At 70.8% G+C, this 26283-nt stretch carries 20 protein-coding genes; 6 read left to right on the top strand and 14 right to left on the bottom strand.

What is annotated here, in order from left to right:
- The first annotated feature begins 13 nt into the window (after positions 1-13).
- The 5 genes from ACFZDK_RS40240 to ACFZDK_RS40220 all read left to right on the top strand — a co-directional run bounded on the left by ACFZDK_RS40240 (position 14) and on the right by ACFZDK_RS40220 (position 7706).
- On the top strand, positions 14-1105 hold the full coding sequence (locus ACFZDK_RS40240) for a betaine/proline/choline family ABC transporter ATP-binding protein (RefSeq protein WP_390980167.1): 1092 nt from the start codon (positions 14-16) through the stop codon (positions 1103-1105).
- Positions 1105-3078 carry an ABC transporter permease subunit gene (locus ACFZDK_RS40235; RefSeq protein ID WP_390980165.1) on the top strand — a complete coding sequence of 658 codons (1974 nt, stop codon included), beginning with the start codon at positions 1105-1107 and terminating at the stop codon, positions 3076-3078. The genes ACFZDK_RS40240 and ACFZDK_RS40235 overlap by 1 nt, the downstream gene beginning before the upstream one ends.
- 13 nt (positions 3079-3091) lie before the next feature.
- Complete coding sequence (locus tag ACFZDK_RS40230; RefSeq protein ID WP_390980163.1) at positions 3092-4057, top strand: glycine betaine ABC transporter substrate-binding protein; 966 nt, start codon at positions 3092-3094, stop codon at positions 4055-4057.
- 228 nt (positions 4058-4285) lie between these two features.
- A complete protein-coding gene (locus ACFZDK_RS40225) occupies positions 4286-6724 on the top strand; it encodes an FAD-dependent oxidoreductase (protein WP_390980161.1) in 2439 nt (812 codons plus the stop codon).
- Positions 6725-6845: 121 nt separating this feature from the next.
- Entirely contained in the window at positions 6846-7706 is an 861-nt protein-coding gene (locus ACFZDK_RS40220) for a bifunctional methylenetetrahydrofolate dehydrogenase/methenyltetrahydrofolate cyclohydrolase (protein ID WP_390980159.1), read from the top strand.
- A gap of 58 nt (positions 7707-7764) precedes the next feature.
- On the opposite strand, the gene purU is transcribed toward ACFZDK_RS40220, so the two are convergent.
- Positions 7765-8637 (bottom strand): formyltetrahydrofolate deformylase, encoded by an 873-nt coding sequence (gene purU / locus ACFZDK_RS40215; RefSeq protein ID WP_390980157.1) that lies wholly within the window; start codon positions 8635-8637, stop codon positions 7765-7767.
- A gap of 363 nt (positions 8638-9000) precedes the next feature.
- On the opposite strand from purU, the gene ACFZDK_RS40210 reads away from it, so the two are divergent.
- Entirely contained in the window at positions 9001-9852 is an 852-nt protein-coding gene (locus ACFZDK_RS40210; RefSeq protein WP_390980155.1) for a BTAD domain-containing putative transcriptional regulator, read from the top strand.
- A 493-nt stretch (positions 9853-10345) separates the two neighbouring features.
- Here ACFZDK_RS40210 and ACFZDK_RS40205 read toward each other — a convergent pair whose 3' ends face one another.
- The 13 genes from ACFZDK_RS40205 to ACFZDK_RS40145 form a co-directional block, all read right to left on the bottom strand.
- Complete coding sequence (locus tag ACFZDK_RS40205; protein ID WP_390980153.1) at positions 10346-12901, bottom strand: hypothetical protein; 2556 nt, start codon at positions 12899-12901, stop codon at positions 10346-10348.
- 4 nt (positions 12902-12905) lie between these two features.
- Complete coding sequence (locus tag ACFZDK_RS40200) at positions 12906-15023, bottom strand: hypothetical protein (RefSeq protein ID WP_390980151.1); 2118 nt, start codon at positions 15021-15023, stop codon at positions 12906-12908.
- A gap of 34 nt (positions 15024-15057) precedes the next feature.
- Positions 15058-16359, bottom strand: a complete 1302-nt coding sequence (locus ACFZDK_RS40195) for a hypothetical protein (RefSeq protein WP_390980150.1) — start codon at positions 16357-16359, stop codon at positions 15058-15060.
- Positions 16360-16448: 89 nt separating this feature from the next.
- Positions 16449-17354, bottom strand: a complete 906-nt coding sequence (locus ACFZDK_RS40190) for a hypothetical protein (protein WP_390980148.1) — start codon at positions 17352-17354, stop codon at positions 16449-16451.
- Between the two features lie 97 nt (positions 17355-17451).
- Positions 17452-18078 carry a hypothetical protein gene (locus ACFZDK_RS40185; RefSeq protein ID WP_390980146.1) on the bottom strand — a complete coding sequence of 209 codons (627 nt, stop codon included), beginning with the start codon at positions 18076-18078 and terminating at the stop codon, positions 17452-17454.
- Positions 18071-21211, bottom strand: coding sequence for a LamG-like jellyroll fold domain-containing protein (locus tag ACFZDK_RS40180; RefSeq protein ID WP_390980144.1), 3141 nt, complete (start codon positions 21209-21211; stop codon positions 18071-18073). Before ACFZDK_RS40180 ends, ACFZDK_RS40185 begins: the two co-directional genes overlap by 8 nt.
- Positions 21208-22518: a baseplate J/gp47 family protein gene (locus tag ACFZDK_RS40175; RefSeq protein WP_390980142.1), complete on the bottom strand. Its 1311-nt coding sequence runs from the start codon at positions 22516-22518 to the stop codon at positions 21208-21210. The genes ACFZDK_RS40180 and ACFZDK_RS40175 overlap by 4 nt, the downstream gene beginning before the upstream one ends.
- A 7-nt stretch (positions 22519-22525) precedes the next feature.
- Positions 22526-22960 (bottom strand): hypothetical protein, encoded by a 435-nt coding sequence (locus tag ACFZDK_RS40170; RefSeq protein WP_390980140.1) that lies wholly within the window; start codon positions 22958-22960, stop codon positions 22526-22528.
- The gene (locus ACFZDK_RS40165; protein ID WP_390980138.1) at positions 22957-23262 is read right to left on the bottom strand and encodes a hypothetical protein; all 306 of its coding nucleotides are present in this window, start codon (positions 23260-23262) and stop codon (positions 22957-22959) included. Before ACFZDK_RS40165 ends, ACFZDK_RS40170 begins: the two co-directional genes overlap by 4 nt.
- Entirely contained in the window at positions 23262-24989 is a 1728-nt protein-coding gene (locus tag ACFZDK_RS40160) for a hypothetical protein (protein WP_390980136.1), read from the bottom strand. The genes ACFZDK_RS40165 and ACFZDK_RS40160 overlap by 1 nt, the downstream gene beginning before the upstream one ends.
- A 37-nt stretch (positions 24990-25026) precedes the next feature.
- Positions 25027-25395 (bottom strand): hypothetical protein, encoded by a 369-nt coding sequence (locus ACFZDK_RS40155; protein ID WP_390980134.1) that lies wholly within the window; start codon positions 25393-25395, stop codon positions 25027-25029.
- Between the two features lie 51 nt (positions 25396-25446).
- A complete protein-coding gene (locus ACFZDK_RS40150; protein ID WP_365690797.1) occupies positions 25447-25953 on the bottom strand; it encodes a hypothetical protein in 507 nt (168 codons plus the stop codon).
- A 39-nt stretch (positions 25954-25992) separates the two neighbouring features.
- Entirely contained in the window at positions 25993-26280 is a 288-nt protein-coding gene (locus ACFZDK_RS40145; RefSeq protein ID WP_390980131.1) for a hypothetical protein, read from the bottom strand.
- Positions 26281-26283 lie beyond the last annotated feature (3 nt).

The raw sequence follows: 26283 nt of genomic DNA, 5'->3' as shown, positions 1-26283 counted from the left end.
AGAGAGGCCGATCATGACCCCAGCCCAGACCGAGGTGTCGCAGCGGCGCGGCACGTCCCAGGACCCCCAGGATCGGACCCCGGTCATCTCCGTGCGCCGGCTGTGGAAGGTGTTCGGGCCGAAGGCCGACGAGGTGCCGGGCTCCGAGGAGTTGTGCGGGCTCACCCGCCGCGAGCTGATGGACCGCACCGGCTGCACCGCCGCCGTCCGCGATGTGAACTTCGAGGTGTCCAACGGCGAGGTCTTCGTCGTCATGGGCCTGTCCGGCTCCGGCAAGTCCACCCTGGTGCGATGTCTGACCCGGCTGATCGAACCCACCGCGGGCGAGATCGTCTTCGAGGGCGAGGACATCCGCGGCGCGGACGCCCGGCGCCTGCGGGAGCTGCGGCGCAGCAAGTTCTCCATGGTCTTCCAGCACTTCGGGCTGCTGCCGCACCGCAAGGTCGTCGACAACGTGGCGTTCGGTCTGGAGATCCGCGGCATGAGCCGGGCCGACCGGATGAAACGCGCGATGGAGACCGTCGAACTGGTGGGCCTCGCCGGCTACGAGAACTCCTACCCCGACCAGCTCTCCGGCGGTATGCAGCAGCGCGTCGGCCTCGCCCGCGCCCTCGCCGGCGACCCCGACGTCCTCTTCTTCGACGAGCCGTTCTCCGCGCTCGACCCGCTGATCCGCCGCGACATGCAGAGCGAGGTCATCCGCCTGCACCACGAGGTCGGCAAGACCATGGTCTTCATCACCCACGACCTCTCCGAGGCCCTCAAGCTGGGCGACCGCATCCTGATCATGCGGGACGGCAAGATGGTCCAGTGCGGCACCGGTGACGAACTGGTCGGCGCCCCGGCCGACGACTACGTACGGGACTTCGTGAAGGACGTGGCGCGCGGGGACGTCCTCACGCTGCGCTGGATCATGCGGCCGCCCGCCGACGGCGACGAGCTGGACGGGCCCGAGCTGGGCCCGGACGTCGTGGTCCGCGAGGCCACCCGGGCGGTGCTCGCCGCCGAGAAGCCGGTCAAGGTCGTCGAGAACGGCAAGCTGCTCGGCATCGTCGGCGACGAGGAGATCCTCGCCGTCGTCGCCGGGCAGGAGGGCGGCGCCTGATGGCCGCCGTCGCCGACGCGACCGCGCCGGTCGCGACGCTGCGCAAGAAGGTCAGCCGCCCGGTGGTGGTGGCGGCGATCGTGGTCGTCTGGCTGGTGCTCTTCGCCGCGCTGCGCGGCCGGCAGACCCTGACGCTGGCCGCCGCCGACCTCACCGGTCTGCACCGGTGGCTGAACGACGTGAACGACAGCATCGGCGCCAACCGCAACTCCAACCCGGTCTTCCTCTACTTCTTCAACGAGATCCGGCTGGTCATCGACAACCTGGTCACCTTCGTCCAGTCGGTGATCTCCCAGCCCACCGGCGGCCGCCCGGTCCCGCAGATCGGCTGGCTCGGCGTCGTCGGCATCACCGGCTACGTCTCCTGGGCCGTGGGCAACTGGCGGGTCGCCCTGCTGGCCGTCGCGGGCTTCACCTTCTTCGGGCTCCAGGGCCTGTGGCAGGAGAGCATGGACACCCTGGCGCTGACCCTGTCGGCGGTCCTGGTGGCCCTGCTCATCGGCATCCCGCTCGGCGTGTGGGCGGGGCTCTCCGACCGGGTCAACCGGATCATGACGCCCTTCCTGGACTTCATGCAGACGATGCCGACCTTCGTCTACCTCGCCCCGCTGACCCTGATCTTCCTCATCGGCGGCGCCTCCGCAGTGATCACCACGGTCATCTACGCGGCGCCGCCCGCCATCCGCATCACCGCGTACGCCATCCGCTCGGTCCCCGAGACCACCGTCGAGGCGGCCGACTCACTCGGCGCCACCCGCGCGCAGCAGCTGGTGAAGGTGCTGCTGCCGATGTCGAAGCGCACGGTCGTCGTGGGCGTCAACCAGACCATCATGGCGGCCCTGGCCATGGTCACCATCGCGGCCCTGATCGACGCGCCCGGCCTCGGCAAGACCGTCGTGCAGGCGCTCCAGTCGCTCGACGTCGGCACCGCCTTCAACGCCGGCCTCGCCATCGTCGTCATGGCCATCGTGCTCGACCGGGTGACCACCGCGGCGGCCGTCCGGACCGAGACCCGCCGCACGGACGGGCGGTTCCTCAAGTGGCGCCGCCCGCTGCTGGGAGCGGGCGGAGTCGCCGCCGCCGTCCTGGTCTACCTCTCGCACACCTATGTCTGGGCGGCCGAGTTCCCCGGCGACGGCACCGTCGGCAGCCACATCGCGAGCGCCGCCGACACCACGTCCACATGGCTGCAGGACCATCTCTACGGCCTCACCAACGCCCTGCGGGACGCCGTCACCAACGGCCTGCTCAACCCCTTCCAGACCCTGCTCACCGACTCCCCGTGGTGGCTGGTCGGCGCCGTCCTGGTCGCGCTCGGCGCGGTCCTCGGCGGCTGGCGGGCCGGGGTGACGGCGGCCGTGTGCGTCGGGCTGCTGGTCGGCACCGGACTCTGGTCGGACAGCATGACCACCCTCGCCTCGACCGTCGTGGCCACCATCCTGACGATGCTGGCCGGTGTCGTCGTCGGCGTGTGGATGGGCCGCAGCACGCTGGCGGACCGGCTGATCCGGCCCACCCTGGACGCCGCGCAGGTCATGCCGCCGTTCGTCTATCTCGTACCGTTCCTGGCGCTCTTCGGCGCCACCCGCTTCACGGCGATCATCGCGGGCGTCGTCTACGCGGCACCCGTGGCGATCAAGATCATCGCGGACGGGGTGCGGAACGTGTCCGAGTCCACCGTGGAGGCGGCCACCTCGGCCGGGTGCAACACCTGGCAGATCATCACCAAGGTCCAGCTGCCGATGGCACGCGGCGCCCTGACTCTCGCGACCAACCAGGGCCTCATCTACGTGCTGTCGATGGTTGTGTTGGGCGGCCTGGTAGGGGCGGGCGCCCTCGGCTACGACGTCGTGGCCGGTTTCTCGCAGAGCGAGCTGTACGGCAAGGGGCTGGCGGCAGGGCTCGCCATCGTACTGCTCGGAGTCATGTTCGACCGGATCACTCAGGCTGCGGCACGACGCACCAGGGCATAAGGAGCTCGACACCATGGCACAACACTGGCGAGCCGGCGCGGCCGGCCTGGCCGTCCTCGGCCTCACCCTCACCGCCTGCGGCGGGGCGAAGGTCGGCGACAGCAGTTCCGCCGGCTCGACGTCCTCGGGCGGCAAGTGCGGCACCTTCAACCTGGCCGTCAACCCCTGGGTGGGCTACGAGGCGGACGCGGCGGTCGTCGCGTACGTCGCGCAGCACGACCTCGGCTGCACGGTCAACAAGAAGGACCTGAAGGAGGAGATCGCCTGGCAGGGCTTCGGGACCGGCGAGGTCGACGCCGTCCTGGAGAACTGGGGTCACGACGATCTGAAGAAGAAGTACATCACCGGCCAGAAGACGGCCGTCGAGGCCGGTTCCACCGGCAACAAGGGCGTCATCGGCTGGTACGTGCCGCCGTGGCTGGCCAAGGCGCACCCCGACATCCTCGACTGGAAGAACCTCAACAAGTACGCGGCCAACTTCAAGACGTCCGAGTCGGGCGGCAAGGGCCAGCTCCTCGACGGCGACCCGTCGTACGTCACCAACGACGCCGCCCTGGTGAAGAACCTGAAGCTGGACTTCAAGGTGGTGTACGCGGGCAGTGAGACCGCGCTCATCCAGGCCTTCAGAACGGCCGAGAAGAACAAGCAGTGGCTGATCGGCTACTTCTACGAACCGCAGTGGTTCCTGTCCGAGGTGCCGCTGAAGAAGGTCTCCCTGCCGACGTACACGACCGGCTGCGACGCCGACGCGGCGAAGGTCGCCTGCGACTACCCCGTCTACGACCTCGACAAGATCGTCAGCGCGAGCTTCGCCAAGGCGGGCAGTCCGGCCTACGACCTGGTGAAGAAGTTCAACTGGACCAACGACGACCAGAACACCGTGGCCAAGTACATCGCGGTGGACAAGATGTCGGACGACGCGGCGGCCAAGAAGTGGGTCGACGCCAACCCCGACAAGGTCAAGGCCTGGCTGAAGTAGCGGGGTCGCAGGTCGTCGGAAGGCCGGTCCGGGACGCCCGGCGGGCGGTGCGCAGCTGTGCGCGCCGCCCGCCGGGCGTTGCCGTTTTCCGGGCCGCTCCGCCGCCCGTTCCCCGACGTCACCGGACCCCTTGACACCCCTCCTCGGCGACGGGCACATTGAGTTGCGCAGCCTGAATCACGTTGCGCACAAAGCAACTGCACCGGTCTCAAGTTCGGAGGTTGGGCGATGGCGGGACCCCGAGTGGTCATCATCGGAGCGGGTGTCGTGGGGGCGGCCCTCGCGGACGAGATCTCCGCACGCGGCTGGACCGAGGTGACCGTGGTGGACCAGGGCCCCCTCCCGGCGACCGGGGGTTCCTCCTCGCACGCGCCGGGCCTGGTCTTCCAGACGAACCCCTCGAAGACCATGACGGAGCTGGCCCGCTACACCGTCGAGAAGTTCTGCTCCCTCGACGTCGACGGCAAGCCCTGCTTCCTCCAGGTCGGCGGCCTCGAAGTGGCCACCAGCCCCGAGCGCCTCGCCGAACTCCACCGCCGGCACGGCTGGATCACCGCCTGGGGCATCGAGGCGCGCCTGCTGACCCCCGACGAGTGCGTCGAGCAGCACCCGCTGGTCAACCGCGACCGGGTCCTCGGCGGCCTCCTGGTCCCCACCGACGGCCTCGCCAAGGCCGTCCTCGCCGTCGAGGCACAGATCCGCCGGGCCACCGAGCGTGGCGTCACCTTCCTGCCCCGCCACGAGGTACTGGACGTGCTCCGGGCCGACGGCAAGGTGACGGGCGTCCGCACCGACCAGGGCGACCTGGACGCCGACATCGTCGTGTGCTGCGCCGGCATCTGGGGCCCGAGGATCGCCCGCATGGTCGGCATGAACCTCCCGCTCACCCCGCTCGGCCACCAGCTCGCCTGGACCGGCCCGGTCCCCGCGCTCGCCGGGCAGACCGAGGAGGCCGTCCGCCCGATCCTGCGCCACCAGGACGCCGACCTCTACTACCGCGACCGCTTCGACGGCCTGGGCATCGGCTACTACGGCCACCGCCCCATGCCGATCTCCGCCGACGACATCCTCTCCGTCGACGAGGCCGACCAGATGCCCTCGGTCCTGAAGTTCACCGAGGAGGACTTCGAGGACGCCTGGACCGAGACCCAGTCCCTCCTCCCCGCGACGCGCGAGGCGAAGGTCGAGGAGGGCATCAACGGCCTCTTCTCCTTCACCACCGACGGCTACCCGCTCCTCGGCGAGTCCCCGGACGTCAAGGGCTTCTGGGTCGCCGAGGCCGTCTGGGTCACCCACTCCGCGGGCGTCGGCCGCGCGGTCGCCGAATGGCTGGTCGACGGCCACTGCTCGTCCTTCGACCTGCACGAGTGCGACGTCAACCGCTTCGAACCGCACCAGCTGGCCCCGGAGTACGTCCTCGCCCGCGACTGCCAGAACTTCGTCGAGGTCTACGACATCCTCCACCCCCTCCAGCCGTCCGGGAAGCCGCGCCCGATCCGCACCAGCCCCTTCCACGCCCGCCAGCAGGAGCTCGGCGCGTTCTTCCTGGAGGCGAACGGCTGGGAGCGGCCCCAGTGGTACGAGGCCAACGCGGGCCTGGTCGAGGGCCGTTCGATCCCCACCCCCAACGACTGGGCCGCCCGCTACTGGTCGCCGATCGTCGGCGCCGAGGCCCAGGTCACCCGCGAGACGGTCGCGATGTACGACATGACGGCCCTCAAGCGCCTGGAGGTGAGCGGCCCCGGCGCCGCCGACTTCCTGGAGGGCCTGGTCACCGGCAAGGTCGCCAAGTCCGTCGGCTCGGTGACGTACACGCTGCTCCTCGACCACGACGGCGGCATCCGCAGCGACATCACCGTCGCCCGCCTCGCCCGCGACCTCTTCCAGGTCGGCGCCAACGGCAACCTCGACCTCGACTGGTTCACCCGCCACCTCCCCGCCGAGGGCAGGGTCCAGGTCCGCGACATCACCCCCGGCACCTGCTGCATCGGCCTGTGGGGCCCCCTGGCACGCGAGGTCCTCCAGCCGCTCACCGACGAGGACTTCTCCAACGACGGCCTCAAGTACTTCCGCGCCAAGCGCGCCTACATCGGCTCGGTGCCGGTCACCGCGATGCGGCTGTCGTACGTCGGTGAGCTCGGCTGGGAGCTGTACACGACCGCCGACCAGGGCGCGAAACTCTGGGACACGCTGTGGCGGGCGGTGGAGCCGCTCGGCGGCATCGTCGCCGGCCGTGGCGCCTTCAACAGCCTCCGCCTGGAGAAGGGATACCGCTCCTTCGGTACCGACATGACCTACGAGCACGACCCCTATGAAGCCGGCGTCGGCTTCGCCGTCAAGCTCGACAAGGGCGACTTCGTCGGGAAGACGGCGCTGGAGCGGCGCACGGGGGAGGTGCGGCGGCGGCTGAGCTGCCTGACGATCGAGGACCCGGCCGCGGTGGTGATGGGCAAGGAGCCGGTGTACGAGGGGGAGCGGGCGGTCGGGTATGTCACGAGCGCCGCTTACGGCTACACGATCGGCAAGGGGATCGCGTACGCGTGGTTGCCGGCGGAGCTGGCGGCGCCGGGGACGGTGGTGCAGATCGGCTACTTCGATCAGCGGGTGGAAGCCGTTGTCGCTGAGGAGCCTTTGTTCGATCCGTCGATGTCCCGGCTGCGTGGGTGAGTTGTCGGGTGCGGCTGCGTTGTGGCTGGTCGCGCCCACGCGGCGGTAGCCGCACATCGACACGGCCCCGCGCCCCTGAAGGGGCGCGCTGCAGCTCGGTCTCTTGGAAGGAGGGCCGTCAGTGACCGCACAAGTGCTGGACGGGAAGGCCACTGCTGCCGCCATTCGGCGTGAACTCGCTGAGCGGGTGGCCAAGTTGACGGCCTCCGACGGTCGTGCGCCGGGGCTCGGTACCGTGCTCGTCGGGGACGACCCGGGCAGCCATGCCTACGTCGCCGGGAAGCACCGGGACTGCGCTCAGGTCGGGATCGCTTCCCTCCGCCGGGAACTCCCCGCAGATGCCTCGCAACAGCAGGTCGAGGAGGTCGTCGACGAGCTCAACGCCGACCCGGCCTGCACCGGCTACATCGTCCAACTGCCGCTCCCGCGCCACCTGGACGCCAACGCCGTGCTGGAGCGCATGGACCCGGCCAAGGACGCCGACGGACTGCACCCGGTCAACCTGGGGCGGCTCGTCCTCGGCATCGACGCCCCCCTGCCCTGCACCCCGCGCGGCATCGTCGAACTGCTCCGCCGCTACGAGGTGCCGATCGCCGGGGCACGGGTCTGCGTGATCGGGCGAGGCATCACCGTCGGACGGCCGATCGGGCTGCTGCTCACCCGGCGCTCCGAGAACGCCACCGTGACCCTCTGCCACACCGGGACCAAGGGGCTGGCCTGGCACGTACGCGAGGCGGACATCGTGGTCGCGGCGGCCGGTTCGCCCGGGCTGATCACCAAGGACATGCTGCGGCCCGGCGCGGCCGTCCTGGACGTCGGTATCACCCGCACCGAGCAGGGCCTCGCGGGCGACGTCCACCCGAAGGCCGCCCAGGTCGCCGGGTGGCTCGCGCCGATGCCCGGGGGAGTGGGTCCCATGACCCGGGCGATGCTGCTCGCCAACGTCGTCGAGGCCGCCGAGAGGAACGCGAGCCCCGCCTGAGCGCGTACGACACAGCGGGCCGTCACCCTGGTGGGGTGCCGGCCCGCTGTTCGTGCGGTCAGCGGAAGACGACCGTGCAGCGGCCGTTGACCAGTACCCGGCTCTCGCTGTGCCAGCGCACGGCGCGGGCGAGCACCTGGGCCTCCACGTCACGTCCCAGGGCGACCAGTTCGTCGGGCGCGTGCGAGTGGGTCACGCGGACGACGTCCTGTTCGATGATCGGGCCCTCGTCGAGGTCGGGCGTCACGTAGTGCGCGGTGGCGCCGACGAGCTTGACGCCGCGCTGGTGTGCCTGGACATAGGGCCGGGCTCCCTTGAAGCTCGGCAGGAAGGAGTGGTGGATGTTGATGGCCCGGCCGTCGAGCTGCTTGCACAGGTCGTCGGAGAGGATCTGCATGTACCGGGCGAGCACCACCAGGTCGACGTCGAGTTCGTCGACGAGCCGCAGCAGCCGGGCCTCCGCCTCCGCCTTGGTGTCGGGGGTCACCGGGATGTGGTGGAAGGGAATGCCGTAGGTCCGGGCCAGTGACTCGAAGTCGCGGTGGTTGGAGACGATCGCCGGGATCTCGATGTTCAGCGCGCCCGTGGACCTGCGGAAGAGCAGGTCGTTCAGGCAGTGGCCGAACTTCGACACCATGATCAGGGTGCGGGTCGGGGTCGACGCGTCGTTCAGTCGCCAGGTGATCCCGTGCGCCTCGGCGACCGGCAGGAAGCCGGTGCGCAGGTCCTCCAGCGAGACCGCGCCGTCCGGGACGTCGAAGTGCACCCGCATGAAGAAGCGGTCCTGCGGCCGGTCGTCGAACTGCTGGCTCTCCAGGATGTTGCCCGAGTGGCTCACCAGGAAGCCGGTGACGGCGTGGACCAGACCGGCCCGGTCGGGGCACGAAAGGGTGAGGACGAACTCGCGGCCGGGCTGCGGTCGAGGAGACATGCCATCCTCCTGGATGCGTAATGCGCAACGATGAGAGTGATACGCAACATAGTCCAGTCAGGGTGGGGGGCCGGTCAAGAGGGTGTGCTGTTCGGTCGCCGTCGGCGTGGGGCTGGTGCTCCTGGTCCGTTGAACGGAACGTAACGTGACGGGAGGCTTTCCTGGCGCCATGCTGGCGAACGGCAATTGCACGTCACCGGGGGGACGTTGATGCCCGCGGGAATACCGCCGGATCCGATCTTGCCGCAGATACCGCGCTGACGCACCAGGCCTTCGAAGTGCTCCCGGAGTCTGCTTTTGGAACCAAATGCGCCAATCATGGGGGAAAGAATGACATCGGAGTTGCCCGTACTTGAGTTGCGTGTGCTGGGACCATTCGAAACCGTCGTCAAGGGCCGGGCCGTGGATCTCGGGGGTCCTCAGCTTCGCGGTGTCCTCGCCCGGCTGGTGATCGTGCCTGGTCGTACGGTGAGCGTGGCGGCCCTGGCAGCGGAGTTGTGGGGCGTGTGGCCGCCGGCCGACGCGCACCGGACGGTGCGTACCTATGTGTCGCGGTTGCGCACCGCGCTGCGTTCGGCCGCCGGCGCGGAGGGGCTGCTGGTCACCCGACCGCCGGGCTACCAGCTGCGCGTGGACCCGATGACGGTCGACGCGGTGCGGTTCGAACGGTTGGCGGCGTCGGGCCGACAGGCACTGGATGCACAGCAGCCGCAGCTCGCCCTTGAGCGGCTGACGGCCGCGCTGGGCCTGTGGCGTGGCGATGCCTTCGCCGAGTTCAACCACCACCCGGCGATCGCGGCCGAGGCGACCTGGCTGGAGCGGTCACGGCTGTCGGCGATCGAGGCGCGGATCGAGGCCGCGCTGGTCCTGGGATGCGAGGCCCAGGCTGCCGTCGAGCTGGAGGGGCTGGTTCGGGCCCATCCCGCCCGTGAGCGGCTGTGGGGGCAGTTGATGACCGCGCTCTACCGCTCGGGAAGGCAGGCCGAGGCGCTGTCCGCGTTCCAGACCGCGCGTGCCGTGCTGATCAAGGAGTACGGGGTCGAGCCGTCCCCGGGACTTGTCGAGATACACCGTCAAGTTCTTCACCACGATGCCGCGCTGAGCCGTGGTGCAGGGGTGTCGTCCCGCAGACCGGCCTTCGCCGCCGCCGGCACCGACATGCGCGCCGTCCCGGACCACGACTCGCCGGTCGTGCCATCGGGCGCGGCCGTCTGAGGACAGCCCGGATCGTCCGGACAGACCTCTGCCAGAGGTGTCCCGACCGCAGGCCGGGACGCCTCCGGACGGCGGGACAAGCCCAGCGGACCGGGTCATCGGCCACGGTGCGCTCGGGTGGCCGGGCCGTTTGCCTACCGTTGCTGTCGCGGGCCCTACACCACGGCCAGCGCGACGGCGAGCACCGTACCGCCGCAGGAACCGGTGGCGGCACCGGCAGCCGGCGCACCGGTCACCGCCCTCAAGCCGCCCCCCCCGGTACGGCAAGGCCTGGACCGTGACGACGCACGCGCGCGGCGGCACGGACCCGTTCCCGGCCCGGACTCCACCGTCACCGCGCCGGCGAGCCGGCAGGCAACGTCCGCCCCGTCGTGACGGCACCGGACCCACCGGTACGAGACGGCGACCACGGTCGGCGACAGCGTCTTGGCACTCGTGCATCCGGACAACACCGTGACGAAGACGAGCCGAAACGGACGGTCGACAGCCACCGTCACCGTCCGCCCCTGCCCTTGTTCCCGGAGTACCTGGCGATCAGAGCTTCGATCGCCTCCCTGATCTCGTCGAGCGCTCTGCGTTCACGTTGGCGTATGGCGTCGACATCGGCTCGGGTGTATCCGAACCTCTCCGCCTCGGCGTAGGAGATGTCCGCCCAGCTTCGGTTGGACTTCAGGCTGCTGCCGTTGGCGTCCGCCCGCATACGGACGAGGTTGACCTGCAGGTCGCCGATGTCTTCCAGCCCGGCTCTGAGCGCCTCCCTCACCTCGGCGGGCGCCTGCTCGTACAGCGCCTCCAGCCTGCGGATTTCGTCGAGTTTGCCGATGGCGTCCACCGATACGAGGTGGTCCGTGGCAAGTTCGGGCTTGACGGCCTGCGCGTCCCAGGCGGTGGGGGACATCGCCTGGTCCGTATTGATCCTGCCGGCGGCCCGGTAGTTCGGACCGTCGCTCCGCAGCAGTTCGCCGAGGGGCTTGCTCGCCTCGCGCAGCGCCTTGCCCGCGGCGTCGCCGGTCGTGGCGAGGGTGTCCTGTACGCCCTCGAGTGCGGCGACCGTGCCCTGCGCCTCCCGCGACTCGTGCTGCAGGGCATAGTTCCGGCCGAGCCAGTCGAGATACGCCTTCTCCTCGGTCGTCAGCCCGGGGTCCTGGCGCAGCGCCGCGACCGCGGCGGCCTTGTCGTCGTAGCCCTTCAACCCGTTGATCGAGTCGAGCCGGGCCCGGAGGGAGGCGGGCTTCGGTGGCCTCGTCGCCGCCTGGGCCTTCAGCTCCTGCAGAGCGGCGGCCCGGTCCCTGTTCTGCTTCGACACGGACGCCTTGGCATCGACGGCCGCCCGCTCGACGCGCTCCACCCGCTCCGCGCCCACCCGCCGGGCGGTGGCGTCGAAGGGAGCCTTCGGTGTGCGGACGGCCTTCGGCTTCTCAGGGGCTTTCAGGGGCTTCGAAGTGGCAGGGACGGTGGGCTCCGGCGGGGCTTGGACCGGGGTGTCCGCGCCCTGCCGTTTGCCTGCCGTCGCTGTCGTGGGCTGTCCGCGTCGTTGTCCTGTGACGGCACCGGGTGCCGCGTCGGACCCTCTGGACGCGGAGGACACCTGCCGTGCCGGGGGCATCTGTGTGTGCGTCTGTTGTTCCGACGGCCCGGTGTCCAGTGGTTGAACCGGGAGCGTGGTGCGATCGCGGCCGAACCCGGTGACGGGCTTGTAGCCGGTGGACGGTGTCCCGGCGGTGTCGGACGGGGTGGTCGACGGCTGCACGAAGCCGATCCGGCGGCTCGGCTCGGCGGGGCGGGAGACCGGAGCGGCGGGCACTCCTGTTTCCGCCGGCCGCACGGTGGTGATCTCGGTCCGCGCGGTTTGCCCGGTCAGTTCGTCGAGTTGGGTGAGTTCGGTGCGGATCACCGTCGATTCCGCCGCCGATGCGGCTTTGGAGAGGGCGATATCGCCCTCGGTGAGGAGACCTTGTGCTCTTGCCAGCCGTCGCTCGACGAGCGAGGTCTCGTTCTGCAGTCCCGCGGTCTCCGAGGCCTCGGCGGCTCCTGGCGTCCGGTATCCCGCGCCGGTTCCGGCGAATGCCATCTCGATGGCCAGGATTTCGTCCCACTGCGCGGTGAACGCGGCGACTGCCTGGCTGACCGACAGACCGTGGCGCAGATAGTGCCGTACATCCCGGTTGAAGGTCTCGTTCGAGGAGAGCGGGTAGGTCTCGACGATGGACCGGCCGAGGGATTCCTTGAAGCCGATCCAGACGAACTGTCCGTTCACTTCGTACGGTCCGGCGGGCAGGCGCGCGATCGCTTCTCCGCGGGTCATTTTGAGCGCTGGAACGAACTGCCTGTCGTACTCCTGCCATCGGCGCTTCGACTCCTGCTGCCCGGCCCGCCATGCCGCCACCTCCTCATCGGTGGCGTCGCCGCCGACCAGGGCACGGTTCACCAGCCCCTGACCGTATGGGGTCAGGAGGTTCACCAAGGTCGTGGTGAAGTCGACGGTGCCCATGGGGTGGCGGCTTCGGAAATCCGCCCAGGAGAGGTACCAGGCGGTGCCCGGCGCGCCGCCGCCCGACGGGTCGGCGGTGAGGCTGAACCCGTCCGGCAGCCCGCCGCCTGCGAAGAGCCAGCTCTCCACCTGCTCCTTCGTCACCGCGGCGGGATAGAGCAGGCGCCACTTCGACTGGCCGGGGTAGGTGAACACCCGGGTCCTGGGCGGGGCGGCAGCCGAGGGCTTCCGCCGGTCCCGGTCGGCCGCGCGGGCGCCGTCCTTGCGGTTGCCGGGCGCTGCCGGCCCGGCCCCGCCGTGCGCCGGGCCGCCGCCGGCCGCCGGGCCCGCCGGAGGCGAGCCCGCCGCGTACAGCGGAACGCCCGCCCGGTGGCCGGCAAGCACGCCCGCTTCGTCGGGGGCCGCCCTGCGCACGCCTCGGGCGACACCGGCCAGCACGGTCGCGACCAGCTGTCGTCCGGTCTGTCCGGACAGACTGTCGGACAGGGCGTGGGCGCCGTCGGCATCGTCAGGTAGGTGGTACTGCCGCTTCATCGACATCTCCGTGAGAAGGCCCATCACGTTATTGCAGGGATGATTCGTGTGCCACGGCGAACTTGCCGGTTCGCCGGTTGTAAGCAACGGTCCACCGAACGTCTTTGGAGTCGGTGACATACCAGATCTCTTTGAATCCTTGGGCACGCAGACCCTCGTTGTCGTTCCGCACTTTTTTTGTCACGGTCACTTCTCCCTCGAGCTGGCCGACCGCGGCCTCCGGGGAGTCGTACTGCTCGGCGATGACGAATTCCGACCGCGGCGCCGGTTGCTCCCGGCGCTTGACCTCGGCCTGGGCCTTCTCCCAGTCCCGCTCCGCGGCGGTCATATCGGACGAGGCGTCGGACTTCGTGGCGGCCTTCGGCGGAGTGGAACTCCCCTTTCCCGGGGCGGCCGGGTTGCCGGAGGGTTTCGCCGGTGTGGGGGGCGGGGTGTCCGCGCCTGGCCGTTTGCCTGCCGTCGCTGTCGTGGGCTGCCCGCGTCGTTGTCCTGTGACGGCACCGGGTGCCGTGTCGGGCCCCGTCGACGCGGAGGCCACCTGGCGTGCCGGGGGCGGCTGCGTGTGTGTCTGTTGTTCCGCCGGCCCGGTGTCCAGCGGTCGTACCGGGAGTGATGTGCGATCGCGGCCGAACCCGGTGACGGGTTTGTAGTCGGTGGACGGTGCCGGGTCGGTGTGGGTCGGTGAGGTCGTCGCGGAGGGTGCCGACGGGGTGGTCGACGGCAACGCGAAGCCGATCCGGCGACCCGGCGAGGCGGGGCCGGAGGCCGGCGCGGTGTGGTTGGGGACCGGCGCGGCGGCCACTTCTGTCGCGGTCGGCCGCACGGTGGTGATCTCGGTCCGCGCGGTTTGCCCGGTCAGTTCGTCGAGTTGGGTGAGTTCGGTGCGGATCACCGTCGATTCCGCCGCCGATGCGGCTTTGGAGAGGGCGATATCGCCCTCGGTGAGGAGACCTTGTGCTCTTGCCAGCCGTCGCTCGACGAGCGAGGTCTCGTTCTGCAGTCCCGCGGTCTCCGAGGCCTCGGCGGCTCCTGGCGTCCGGTATCCCGCGCCGGTTCCGGCGAATGCCATCTCGATGGCCAGGATTTCGTCCCACTGCGCGGTGAACGCGGCGACTGCCTGGCTGACCGACAGACCGTGGCGCAGATAGTGCCGTACATCCCGGTTGAAGGTCTCGTTCGAGGAGAGCGGGTAGGTCTCGACGATGGACCGGCCGAGGGATTCCTTGAAGCCGATCCAGACGAACTGTCCGTTCACTTCGTACGGTCCGGCGGGCAGGCGCGCGATCGCTTCTCCGCGGGTCATTTTGAGCGCTGGAACGAACTGCCTGTCGTACTCCTGCCATCGGCGCTTCGACTCCTGCTGCCCGGCCCGCCATGCCGCCACCTCCTCATCGGTGGCGTCGCCGCCGACCAGGGCACGGTTCACCAGCCCCTGACCGTATGGGGTCAGGAGGTTCACCAAGGTCGTGGTGAAGTCGACGGTGCCCATGGGGTGGCGGCTTCGGAAATCCGCCCAGGAGAGGTACCAGGCGGTGCCCGGCGCGCCGCCGCCCGACGGGTCGGCGGTGAGGCTGAACCCGTCCGGCAGCCCGCCGCCTGCGAAGAGCCAGCTCTCCACCTGCTCCTTCGTCACCGCGGCGGGATAGAGCAGGCGCCACTTCGACTGGCCGGGGTAGGTGAACACCCGGGTCCTGGGCGGGGCGGCAGCCGAGGGCTTCCGCCGGTCCCGGTCGGCCGCGCGGGCGCCGTCCTTGCGGTCGGCGTTCTTGTGGTCGCCGTCCATGTGGCCGCCAGGCGCCGTCGGCCTGGTCCCGCCGTGCGCCGGGCGGCCGGCAGGCGTCGGGCCCGTCGTGCCCGCCGGAGGCGAGCCCGCGGCGCGCAGCGGAACGGCCGCCCGGTGGCCGTCCTCGTAGCCGGGCACGTACGGGAACCGGTCGTACGCCGTGTCCCGGCCCGGCTCGTACGGCTCGGGCACAGGCAGGGGAACGCCGGCCTCGCGGTGGTGCCGCTCGGACAGCACCCGCTCCGCGTGCGCCAGCCGCGCCGCCACGGTGCCGGCCAGCGTGTGTCCGAGCGCCTCCAACTGCTCCGGTGTGGGCTCACCCATCATCCGTACGACGATCGGGACGTGGCAGTTGATCTGCATGTCACCACCTCGGGTTCGGTCTGACGGGTCGGGGCTACAGGCGCAGGCGCACGGATCCGGACGCGGTGCCGGTGTGTCCTAGGGAGTCGGTGGCGGTGACGGTGATGGTGAACGTGCCGGTGGTGGGCAGCGGGATGCCCGCGTGCCAGGTCGACCAGTCGCCGCCGGGTCCGGTGCCGTCCGCGGGACCGGACGGCCCGTCCGTGACGGCGTACCACACCCCGGTGATCTCCGCCAGCGCCCCGAACGCCTCGCCGGTCAGCACGAAGGGGAAGGGCAGCGAGGTGACGGTCACGTCCGCGTCGAAGGGGTCGAGCGTCACCGTGGGCGGTGCCGCCTGTACGTCGACGCTCACTGTGCCGGCGCCGTTCTGGGCGGCCGAGTTGGAGGCGGTGATGGTGACCGGGAACGTGCCGGTGGTGGGCAACGGGATCTGCGCGCGCCAGGTCGACCAGTCGCCGTCGGCAGCGGTGTCGACCGCGGCACCGGACGGACCGTTGGTGACGGCGTACCGCACGCCGAGGATCCCCGCGGGTGCCCCCAACGTCTTGCCGGTCAGGGTGAGGGGGAAGGGCAGCGAGGTGACGGTCACGTCCGCGTCGAAGGGATCGAGCGTCACCGTCGGCGGCTCCAGGACCATGACGGTCACCAGGCCGACGGCGGTGCGCCCCAGGAAGTCACTGGCGGTGACGGTGATGGGGAACGTACCGGTGGAGGGCAGGGGAATCCGCGCTCGCCAGGTCTTCCAGTCGCCGCCGGGGCCGGTGTTCTCCGCCGGACCGGACGGGCCGTTCGGCACGGAGTACCTCACGCCGGTGACTCCCACCTCCGAGCCGTTCGTCCCGCCGGTCAGGGTGAAGACGGCGGGCAGCGGGCTCCCGGGCACGTTCGTGTTGAAGGGCTCGTCGATGCTCAACGCGGGCGGTGCCACCGCGTCGGGGGTCACCGTGGCGTCGGCCGTGTTCTCGCTGGTGCCGGCCGGTCCGGCCTGCTCGGCCAGGACCCGCAGGGTGGCGTCCACCGAGAAGGGGTGATTCTCGCCCGGCGCGTCGTCGAAGGTCACGGTGCCCTGGCAGGTGGCGGTCACGGTCACCCGATCGCCGCCTTGGACACTGCTCGGCAGCGCGCCGGGCATCGACCAGTCGGCACCGGAACGGGCGGCCTCCTTGCCGGCGCCGGTGCCGATCGCGACCTTCAGGGAGGAGACGCCGACCCGGCCCCCCGGCGGATCGCCGGGCATGGGCTTGCCGTCGTCGAAGGCGAACCCCGTCACGGTGAAGTTCCGGCCGACCCGCGCTCCGGCCGCCGGGCTGTGGAATCCCAGCCGAATGGTCATGAAGAACACGCTCCTCGGCGCTCGCTGGAAGGGGGCGCGGGACCGGGCCGTCTCCCGGTCCTGGCCGGTTACAGGTGCAGGGTGACCGACTACAGGTGCAGGGTGACCACTGCCGACGCGGACCCTGTGCCGCCGCGGGAGTCCGTGGCGGTGATCGTGACATCGAAGGTGCCGGTGGTGGGCAGGGGGATCTGCGCCTGCCAGGTCGACCAGTCACCGTCGGCCGCGGTGTCCTGCGCGGATCCCGACGGACCGTCGGTGACCGCGTACCGCACCTCGCCGACCCCCGACGACGCTCCGGGCGTCGTCCCGGTCAGGGTGAGTTGCCAGGGCAGCGAGGTGACGGTCACGTCGCTGTCGAAGGTGTCGATCGTGACCGTCGGCGGTGTGCCGTCGTGTCCCACGACCGAGCGGGACTGGGTGGTCACGCCACCGTCGGGATCGGTGCACTCCACCGTGATCGTCCGGGGCCCCAGCGGCCTCGGAGCGAGACTGAGCGTCCTGCGGTACTCGGTGCCGCTGTACTGCTGGGAGGTGGTCAGACCGTCCAGGGTGACCTTGACGGTGAAGGGGTAGTACTGGTCGCTCGACGTGCCCAGCACCAGGTCGAGCTGGGCGCCGTCCGGCCCCAGGTCGACCACGGCCCCGTCGGCGGGCGCCTGCCAGGCGAACACCGGAGGCCCGGCGGCACGCACATGGACGTTCACCGGGGTCGCGTCGATGTGCGACCCGTTGTCGGTCACCCCTGCCGCGGAGACGGTGTAGTCGCCGGGCCGCGGGAAGGTCACCGTATAGGTGCCGCCGCCTCCCCGGTGGTCCCTGATCGATTCCACCCCCGAGATGTCCACCAGGGTCTCCGTGTAGGTGACCGCCGCTTCCTCGTCCCAGCTCTGGTCGGCGGCCAGCCAGATCCAGACCATGCCGGGATCGGCGTTCACCGTGATCAGGACCGGGATGCCGGCCGTCACCTCCCCGGGCGGCGGCGCGATGCTCACCGACGCCGGTCGGTTCGGAGGATGCGTCGACGAAGGATTGGTTGCCATGAGGGCCCCGTTCGAAAAATGCGGCCGCGGCCGCGGTGGTGTCGCATGGTCAGGGGTTGGTGTAGGTGATCTGGAAGGAGACCAGAGTGACCGGATCGGACGCCGATCCCACCCCGCTGTTCGCCTGGATCACATAGCGGTAGTTGGTGAGATCGACCAGGTTGAGCGCCGAAGGGTCCAGGACCCGCGCCGTGTTCAGCGGAACGGTGCTGGTGTCGAACGCCACCACCGTGCGGGTGGTGCCGTCGGTCACCGACACCCGGGAGAGGATGGTGGCCGTGTTCTGCCCGCTGGGCGGGATGCCATGGCCGCAGACCCGCAGCGAGGTGATCGTCACGTGGTCGGGCAGCGTCAGGGGCAGTACCCCCTGGGGTGCGCCGTTCGCCGGAGCCACGGCGTTTCCCGAGGTCTGCAGCGCCCATGCCGCCGAACCCCCGGCCGGCAGCAGGGTGGGAGCGAACGGGACGGTGACCGTGTGCGGCACCGTCGGCACCCTCGCGTTGAGCAGGTCGAGTTCGGTGCCGATCTGCGCCACTACCGTCGACACGCCCTGCAGGTCGCTCTCGATGGTCTCGAACCGGATGTTGAAGCCGTTCGTCCCCCCGGCCTCGCACCGGTCGACGTTGTCGACCCAGGCGAAGTGATGGAACTTCGGCGTGTAGCTGAAGTCAGCCACGGGTGTTGTCCCTTCGGAGCGGTGGCAGCACGCTGCGCATGCGGAACTTGGGAAAGGTGAAGTCGGGATTGACCTCGGCCAGATTGCCGCGCACCTCGACGGTGTGATCCCGGATCAACTGGGTGTTGACCTCGATGCCCACCGGGTGCAGGGCATTGAGGATGTTGAGGATCAGGTCGTACTGGTCCTTGGAGATCACCGTGTCCGGGGTGTCCAGCTCCGGCCGCAGGCCGACCCGGAAGGTGTACGGGGCGGGCCGGTCGCCCAGCAGGTAACTGGCCTGCACCCAGGCCAGTCCCGCCGAGTCACCGCGCAGACTGGTGGCCGTCTGCTTGGCGTTGCCCAGGGTGGCGTGGGCGGTGCCGAAGCCACCCGACGCCCAGCCGAGCCGGATCTGGCCGGCGCCGGTCTGGCCGGGCGCCCCGTCGCTCACCAGGGCCGGCCGCACCGACAGCGCCACCTGCGCGCCCTCGTCCAACTCGATGACCAGGCCGCCGTCCGTGCCGTCCGGACCGTGCACCACGACCAGCTCCCCGGGAGCCTGCCGTACGACCACGGTGGCGCCGGTGTGCGCGACATGGCCGAACCCCACGGCATGGGCCAGCCCGGCCAACGTCTCGGGCAGCACGGTGGCGTGCTGCAGGACCAGCGTCCGGCCATGGGCGCCGAACTCGTCGCCGGCCGGCCGGAACGCCGAGAGCACCGTGAGCCGCCCCCCGGCGGAACGCCGGTCCAGCTCGGCGAGGAGCGCGTCCAGCAGTTGCCCGACCGCGGGCTGCATCAGGTGATTGCCGTCGTCGCTGCCGTAGTCCACCCTCGGGTCGTCGTGCCGTACCAGGAACTCCTGGTCGAAGAACTCGTCGGGATCGCTCACCACCGAGGCCGGTGCGCCGAGGGTGCCGTCGGCAGCGATCGTCTGGCCGGTCGGGAGGGCGGGCAGGCCGATGCGCAACGGACGGCTCCCGGACACGGTGTGCCCGCCCCGGGTCACCTCCGCCTTCACGATCAGGGCGCCGGGCGCGGTGGCCCGCAGGGTCGTGGCCGAAGACGGGCTGCCCGGCGCGCCGGCCGTGGCCGGCACGGCGCGCCCGGCTCCGTCCGGGACGGTCAGCCAGCGAAGCACCGAGTCCGCGGGCGGTGCCGGCCGCAGCGACAGGGCCACCGTCTGCCCGACGTCCAGGTCGGTCGGACCGGCCTGGGCCGGGGTGAGGTCGATGGCGAAGTAGTCGCCCGGTGTAGCGGCCACATAGACCTGCGCGCCGTCGGGCTGGACGTCGGTGCGGAAGCTCACGAAGCCGAGACCGGCACGGTAGGCCAGTGCGGCCAGCCGCCCCGGTGGGATCGTGCTGTGCCCGAGCAGCGCCGCCCGTCCGGTGGCCTGCAGACCGGCCGCGCGAGGGTCGAACGCGGCACTGATCCGCAGCCGGCCCGCGGTACCCGGCTCGGCGGCCGCCAGAGTGACCAGCCGGTCCAGCGGCGTCGCCAGGCCGACCTGCATCAGGTGCGGATCGGGCGGGAGTTCGCCGGGGCCGAGGTCACGCGGCGGCGGAGCGGTGAAGTCGACCTCCGGGCGGTCGTAGCGCAGCAGGAACACCGGGTCGAACGTCTCCTCCTGCGCGGCGGTGCCGACGGTGTCCGCCTCGGTCACCCCGCGCCGGCCGGCCGCGTCGACGGACTCCCCCGGCAGCAGCGCGACGGGGCGGACGTGCACCAGCCGGGTACCGCGGACCAGGGTCGCGTCGGTGTCCTGCACCACCAGCGGATCGGACAGTCCGCCGATGGTGCCGACCAGCTCGTTGAGCATCGCCGCCACATTGGCCGGCGTCGGCAGCGCCCAGCGCCGGAACAGCCTCAGCCGCCTGCGGTAGTGCTCGTCCGCCTCGCCCAGCGCGGGCGAGAAGCCGGTGCGGGCCACGGCGGAGATCCGCACCTCGTCGATCACACCGCTGAACGCGCTGCCGCCCGGGCCGATCCGCAAGGGCGCGGTGTTCGCCACCGCACCGAGCCGGCCGAGCGGCCCGGCGGCCCGAAGCACCCCGTCGACATGGAGCCGTAGCTCCCCCGTGCTCCGGTCCAGCACACCGGCGAGGTGGGTGAAGGCGTCCGTCGGCAGGCTCAGATCGGCGAACAGCGTGACCGACGGGTTGGTCCCGTCGCTCACCGTCAGCCGTGGGTTTCGGGGCACTCCGCGGCCGAACTCGCCGACCGAGAGCAGCCAGCCCGCGCCGGCGCCGCCCGGATCAGGGTGCCGGAACAGCACCTGCCCGTCGCCGCCGCCGGCGTCCGGCCGGACGAAACACTCCATCGTGGCACTGCCGTTGACGGCGATGTCGAACGCGGGATCGGTCGGCACCGTCACCACCGCGTCCGGCGAGCGGAAGCCGAACGCGGCACTGTAACGGCCTGCCGTCCCGGGCTGTACCGAAGGGCTCACCGAACCAGGACGGCCGGTGCGGCCGGGATACTGACCGGTGACGTCCTGAGCCACGGTGTCGGTCCCGTCGCCGACGTCGTCGAGGTGGTACAGGGCGACGGTGTCGGTGTCGAACCCGTAGGGCAGCGGAGGGAACCTCGGCACACCGAGGTCGGCACCGATCAGGTCCAGGCTGCGGCCGGTCGCCGTGGGCAGATGCCGTTGCGCGGCCGTCCGGGCGAACTGCCCGCGCAGCTGGTCGCGTTCGCCGCCGAGCACCCACAGCACCTTGGCCGTGGTGCCCAGCAACGCGGTCAGCAGCCAGGCCTGGTCCGGACGGCCGTCCGGCGGGGCGGGCGTCATCGTCAGGCCGGTCACCCGGATCTGCGGCGAGACGGGTATGTCGAGCGCGACGGACGCACCGGCCACGGTGCCGGCCGGGAAGGCCGCCTGCGCCGTCTTCGACGGCGCGCCCGCCTGGGAGTAGGCCACCGTCACCATCGTGTCGGATCCCAGATCCTCGGCCGCGGCCAGCACATAGACCGGCTCCGGCGGCTGGTCGAACCGGCTCTGGTGGTCGGCGAAGTCGTACGGCGTCACCCCGGCGGCCGATGGGTCGCCGCCCGGCAGCAGATCCAGCGCCAGGACGTCCGCGCCGCGCGCGAACGGAGTCGTCAGCCGTCGGCCCATCCGGACCGCGGCGAGGATCGGCGCGGTCATGAGGTCACCAGCGTGATGTCGAGGGCGTCCCCGCTGGGCGAGAAGATCGCCAGCTCGGTCGGACCCATGACCAGGTTCTCGCCCACCGCGGCTTCGGCCGTCACGCTCTGCCCGGCCACCGCGCCGAAGGTGACCGGACCGGACGTCGCCGGGCTGCGGCGCAGGTGCAGCTGCTGCACGTCGACCACTCCGGGTTGTTCCACGAAGGCCCGCACCACCTGCGAGTACAGGACGTCGCCGCCGAGCCGCAGGCCGCCGATGTCGGTGGCCAGCCGCTGCCGGATCGAGGCGAGCAGGGCGGCCCCGTCCGATCCGGGCTGGACCACCACCGTCGCCCGCGCGCCGACCTCGACATGGATGGCCTCCACGATGTTCGGGTGGATGCCGACCGGCCGTACGGTGTCGACGGCCGCGGTGACCCGTTCGAAGATCCCCTGCACCGGGCCGATGGTCCGCCACGGCGCCCGGAAGTCGTGCGCCACCAGGACGTTGAAGAAGTACGGCTCACCGATCCGCCTGGCCTCGGAGCTGAAGGCACGCTGGTCGAACGCGAAGGTGCCGAAGTAGCTCTGCGAGACGTCCACTCCACCGAGCGGGTCGGACAGCAGCACGTCCAGGACCCCGCTCACCCCCAGCGCGGCCTGCGCGACCGACTCCACCGTCCACAGATTGCGGGCCAGCCCGGCCAGCCGGGCGCGGTAGATGTCGTCGGACACGGTCTTGGCGCCGCCGCCGGTCGCCTTCGGGTTGGTCACGGTCAGCGTGGCGGTGCCGAGATCGGCCAGGAAGATCGAACGGTAGGTGGGGTCGATGTCGGCGATCGCGCCTGCCGCGACGTCTCCGTCCGGTCCCGGCTCGAAAGCCGTCACGTCCACGGTGGCCGTCGGCTGTGCCGTCCGGTCCAGTGTCACCGCCGCGGTCGTGCCGAAGGCCCGGACCGGCGCCGCAGTGACCAGGATGGTGCCCTCGGGCACGGTGTAGCGTCTGCCGTCCGCCCCGTTGCCCAGCGTGATCTGCACCTTGCCGGTGCTGGGCAGTCGCGGCCTGGCCAGCCCCATGTCCTCGCCGAGCAGGTCCAGATTGTCGCCGAACGCGGTGGAGATGAAGTTGCCGTAGTACAGGTCCTCCATCCGTTTCCACAGCTCGCCGTCCTCCGCGGCGGTCACCTCCAGGATCTTCCGGAGCGGGCTGGTGCTGGTCAGGTCGATGTCGTCGAAGACGGCACGGGCCCGCTCGAATGCCTCGCTCAGGATCTGGTCTACCGGCTTGAGTACGAAGCCGTCCTCGGTCACTCCGAAAGCGGTCATGGCGCGCTCACACCCCCACATCCACCAGCAGCGTCAACGGATCGCCCGCCACCGTGTCCAGCTCGACCCGTACGGTCCACACCCGACGGCTGTGCGCACGGCGCACGGCGGGCTCCAGAGCCGGGTTCGCCGCCAGCAGATCCGGGTCGTCGTCGAAGACGACCTGGCGGATGTCACGGACCCGTGGATCGGTGCCCAGCGTGCGGACCAGGTTCAACTGCACCAGCTGCTTCACCACCGACACCGGGTTGGGCTGGGTGAAGGCCTGGCCGATGTCCAGCCCGTAGCCGGTGTTGAACGGGTCCGACCCGAACGGGGTGAGCACCCGCAGCGTCAGCGCCTGACTGAGATTGGCCGCCGACTCGACTTCCAGTAACTGTCCCTGCGCCACTACCAGGTCACCGTCATCGAGCAGCAGGCTGCGACCGAACGAGGTGGTCATGCTGCCTCCAGTTTTGTTTGGCCCGTGTCGTTCGCCTGCCAGGTGCCGGCATCTGTCGAACCGCGCGCGGTCGCCAGCATCACGGGCCTGCCACCGACCGTCAGCGTCGCGCTGACTCCCGCGGCGATCACCGTGATCCTCGTGCACGGCACGGGGCAGCCGATGATCTGGCCGGCCAGCAGATCCGCCGGCAGCAGCACCGGCGATCCGTCCACCGTGAGTGCCCGCTGACTGGCCCGTGCGGTCAGGGTCCCGCCGTGTACGCAGCGCACGGTGGACGCGTCGGTCAGTACGGGGGGCATCACGTCACCGCCACGGCGGAGCCGTCGAGCTTCATGCTGACCGAGCCGTTGGTCAGGGTGATGGGCCGGTCCGATGTGCTGATCGTGACCGCGCCGTCGGAATCCACTGTGATCATTGTTCCGCTCTGGTGTTCGATGATGATCGAGTCGTCGGTGGGTGGATCGGGCCGGGTCCCGACCTCGGGCAGGCTGTCGGTTCCGACGAGGACGTGCAGGGCGGCCACCTGGATGATCCGCTGCCCGGCGGCGTCGGTGAGGTCGTTGGCCCCCTTGCCCTGCGGCAGACCGTCCTCGCCGAGTTCGGTGGGCAGCGCCAGCCAGTGGTCACCGGCCTGGTTGGCCGGACGTTGCTGGGCCGGATTGTCCGGCCAGACGAAACCGGTGATCACCGCGTCGTTGACCTGGCCGCGGTTGTGCGCCAGCACCGCGCGCATCTTCGGGTACACCGGGGTGATCAGTCCGGTCCTGTGGAACGCGAACGAGGAGACGATCGGCTTGCTGTGCAGGTCGACCGCGGTGTCGATCGGGCTCGCCACACTGGGCGCCGCCACTCCGGCCTCCGGTGTCTGCCCGTAGTGCAGCGAGGCCAGGTGCTTGCCGTCGGCTCCGGCCGCGTACTCGGTCACCTCACCGAGGTCGACCGCCGGATGATCGGCGCGACTGCGGTCGATGACGTCGCGCCAGCGGTCCACCATGCCCTGCACCCCGGTGTTGACCTGGGCACGCTCTCCCGGACCGGCAGCGATCAGCCGGAGCTCCGCGGTGTAGCCGGAGCCGACCCGGAAGGAGTGGACCACACGGCACAGCCGCAGCGGCCCCACCGGCACGCCGGACAGGCCGGTCGTGGCGGCCACCTGGCCCACCCGCAACCCAGGATGGCCGAGCACCGTCAGATCCAGCGTCGTGCGGACCGGCGGTGTCACCGCCGGCCCGAACCCGGCCACGCCGTCCGCGGGCGGAGGCGGGAACGCGGGGCGCGCCGCGGTGTCCTCGGCGGTCGAGCTGCTGAGCGCGACCAGATTGGTGTCGGGGTTGAACACGACCGGCGCCGGGTCGGTGAGCGCACCGACCGCGAGGCCGAGATAGACCGTGCGATCACGCACCACCAGCGGTACGTCCGCCTGCTCCGCGAGCGCGCCCAACGCGTCCAGGGCCGATCCGGTCCGGACGGTGAAGTCCGACAGGTCCCCGCCGAGAGTGGAGCCGTCCGCCAGCGGCAGGCCCGCGGCCGCCGCCACGGACTCGGCCAGTGCGACGGCCTCGGTGCTCTCCGGGCGGTCCTGCTCAGCCGGTGTGCTGCGCAGCAGGTATCCGCCTTCCTCCTGGCCGCTGAGCACGGTCCGGGACAGGCCGTCGGCGCCGACGCTGCCGGTCACCGCGACGACCCGGCCGACCAGCACCTGTCCGGCGGCCGTCCTGGTCGACGGCTCGTCGAAGTAACCGAGGTGGATGGTGGCGTTCACCGGCTTGGCGGCATGCGTGTTCTTGATCAGATCCGTGACCTGGCCGGGCAGGTTGATCAGGCTGATCTCGAAGGTGTCCGCGGCCGCGCCGTCGGTCATCGTCACGGTGACGTCCGCGTCGATGACCAGGGAACCGCTCAGCACGTCGTTGGACACCGTGAGCGGCAACCCCAGCCCGGACCGCCCGGCCACCGCCCCGGCCACCGCGCCGCCGGGCGCGTCGGCCTCGGCGATCTCGATCTTGTACCACAGCACGAAGCTCATCGGGCGGCCTCCGCCCTCGGCGCGCTCATGGGGGTGCTCATCGCAGTGCCACCCCTCCGACCACCTCGGACCCGAACGAGCCGGTCCCGTTGAGATTGCGCGGGTCCAGCCGCATCGTCGGGAAGGTCAGGGCCAGCTCGGCCGCCAGGTACTCCACCTCGGGCACCAGCTTGCGGCGCAGGATGGTGAACAGTCCGCCCGGTGCCTCCCGGGCCACCGACAGCACCAGGAAGGCCCCTGCGGCCGGCAGGTCGAGCGGGCCGGCCGGCATGCTGTCGACGACGTCCTCGGCCATGTTCGCGTACAGCCCGAACTGGTAGTTGCGGCCGGACACCACCAGCCGGAACGCCTGCGGGAAACCCTCGTCGGCATCGATCGGCAAGCGGAGATAACTGCGCGTCGCCACTGGTGCCTCCTTTCTTGTCTTGATCCGCTCTCGTCCTGGTCCGCCGAACGGCTACAACAGGCCCTGTGCGGCGCGGGCGATCGGGTTGGGCGCGACGGATCCCGGCACCAACGCGGTTCCGGCTCCCACCGCCAGATCCGCCACCTCACCGACCACCGCGATCAGGCTGGACCGGGGCACCTCCAGCAGCGAGATCGACACGTCCAGGGCGTCCCGTCTGGCCACGCTCTGTGTGAAGTGCAACTCGGTGATCTGCATGTCCAGACTGATCGTTAGGCCGGACACCACCGGGATGCCGCCGGGCAGCAGGGCCGCCGAAGTCGCCACCAGCGCCCTGGACGTGAGCGCCAGGGCCTCCAGCGCCTTCTTCAGTCCCCACCGCTGCGAGCCGATCAGCAGCGCCTCGATGCCGATCTGCTTCTTGGTGGGCTGGGTCGCCTGGAGGAACCGGCTGCCCATGATCCTCTCGATCTCGTAGCCCTCGATGACCGTCATGCTCTGCACGTAGAGCAGTGGCACCGGCCCCACCAGTACCGGGACGTTCGTCCCCACCGCCATGTCTCCCCCTGCGCTTGTCGATCCGGCCGGCGCCCGGCGTCACAGCCGGCTGGCGAGCTCCCGCCCGATCTGGTCGAAGGCCTGGCCCAGCAGCTGGGCGCTCTCGCTCTCGGGCAGTGACCCCACCGCCTGTATCTCGACCGGAAAGTGGTAGTTGAGGACCGGTCCGGTGCCGGCGTCTACGGCGTGCGGCGGGGCCACCGCCTCGCCGCCGGGCGCCGGCACGTCGTGCTCGCCCTGGTGGACCGGCACGATGCCGGTGCCTTCCACCCGTCCACCGGCGGAGCCGGACGGCCCGACCGAGCCGGCCTCCTCCTCGGCGTTCACGGC

This window comes from Streptomyces sp. NPDC007901 (assembly GCF_042959465.1).
In the GTDB taxonomy this organism is placed as follows: domain Bacteria; phylum Actinomycetota; class Actinomycetes; order Streptomycetales; family Streptomycetaceae; genus Streptomyces.
This window is presented reverse-complemented; position numbering and strand designations above follow the sequence as displayed.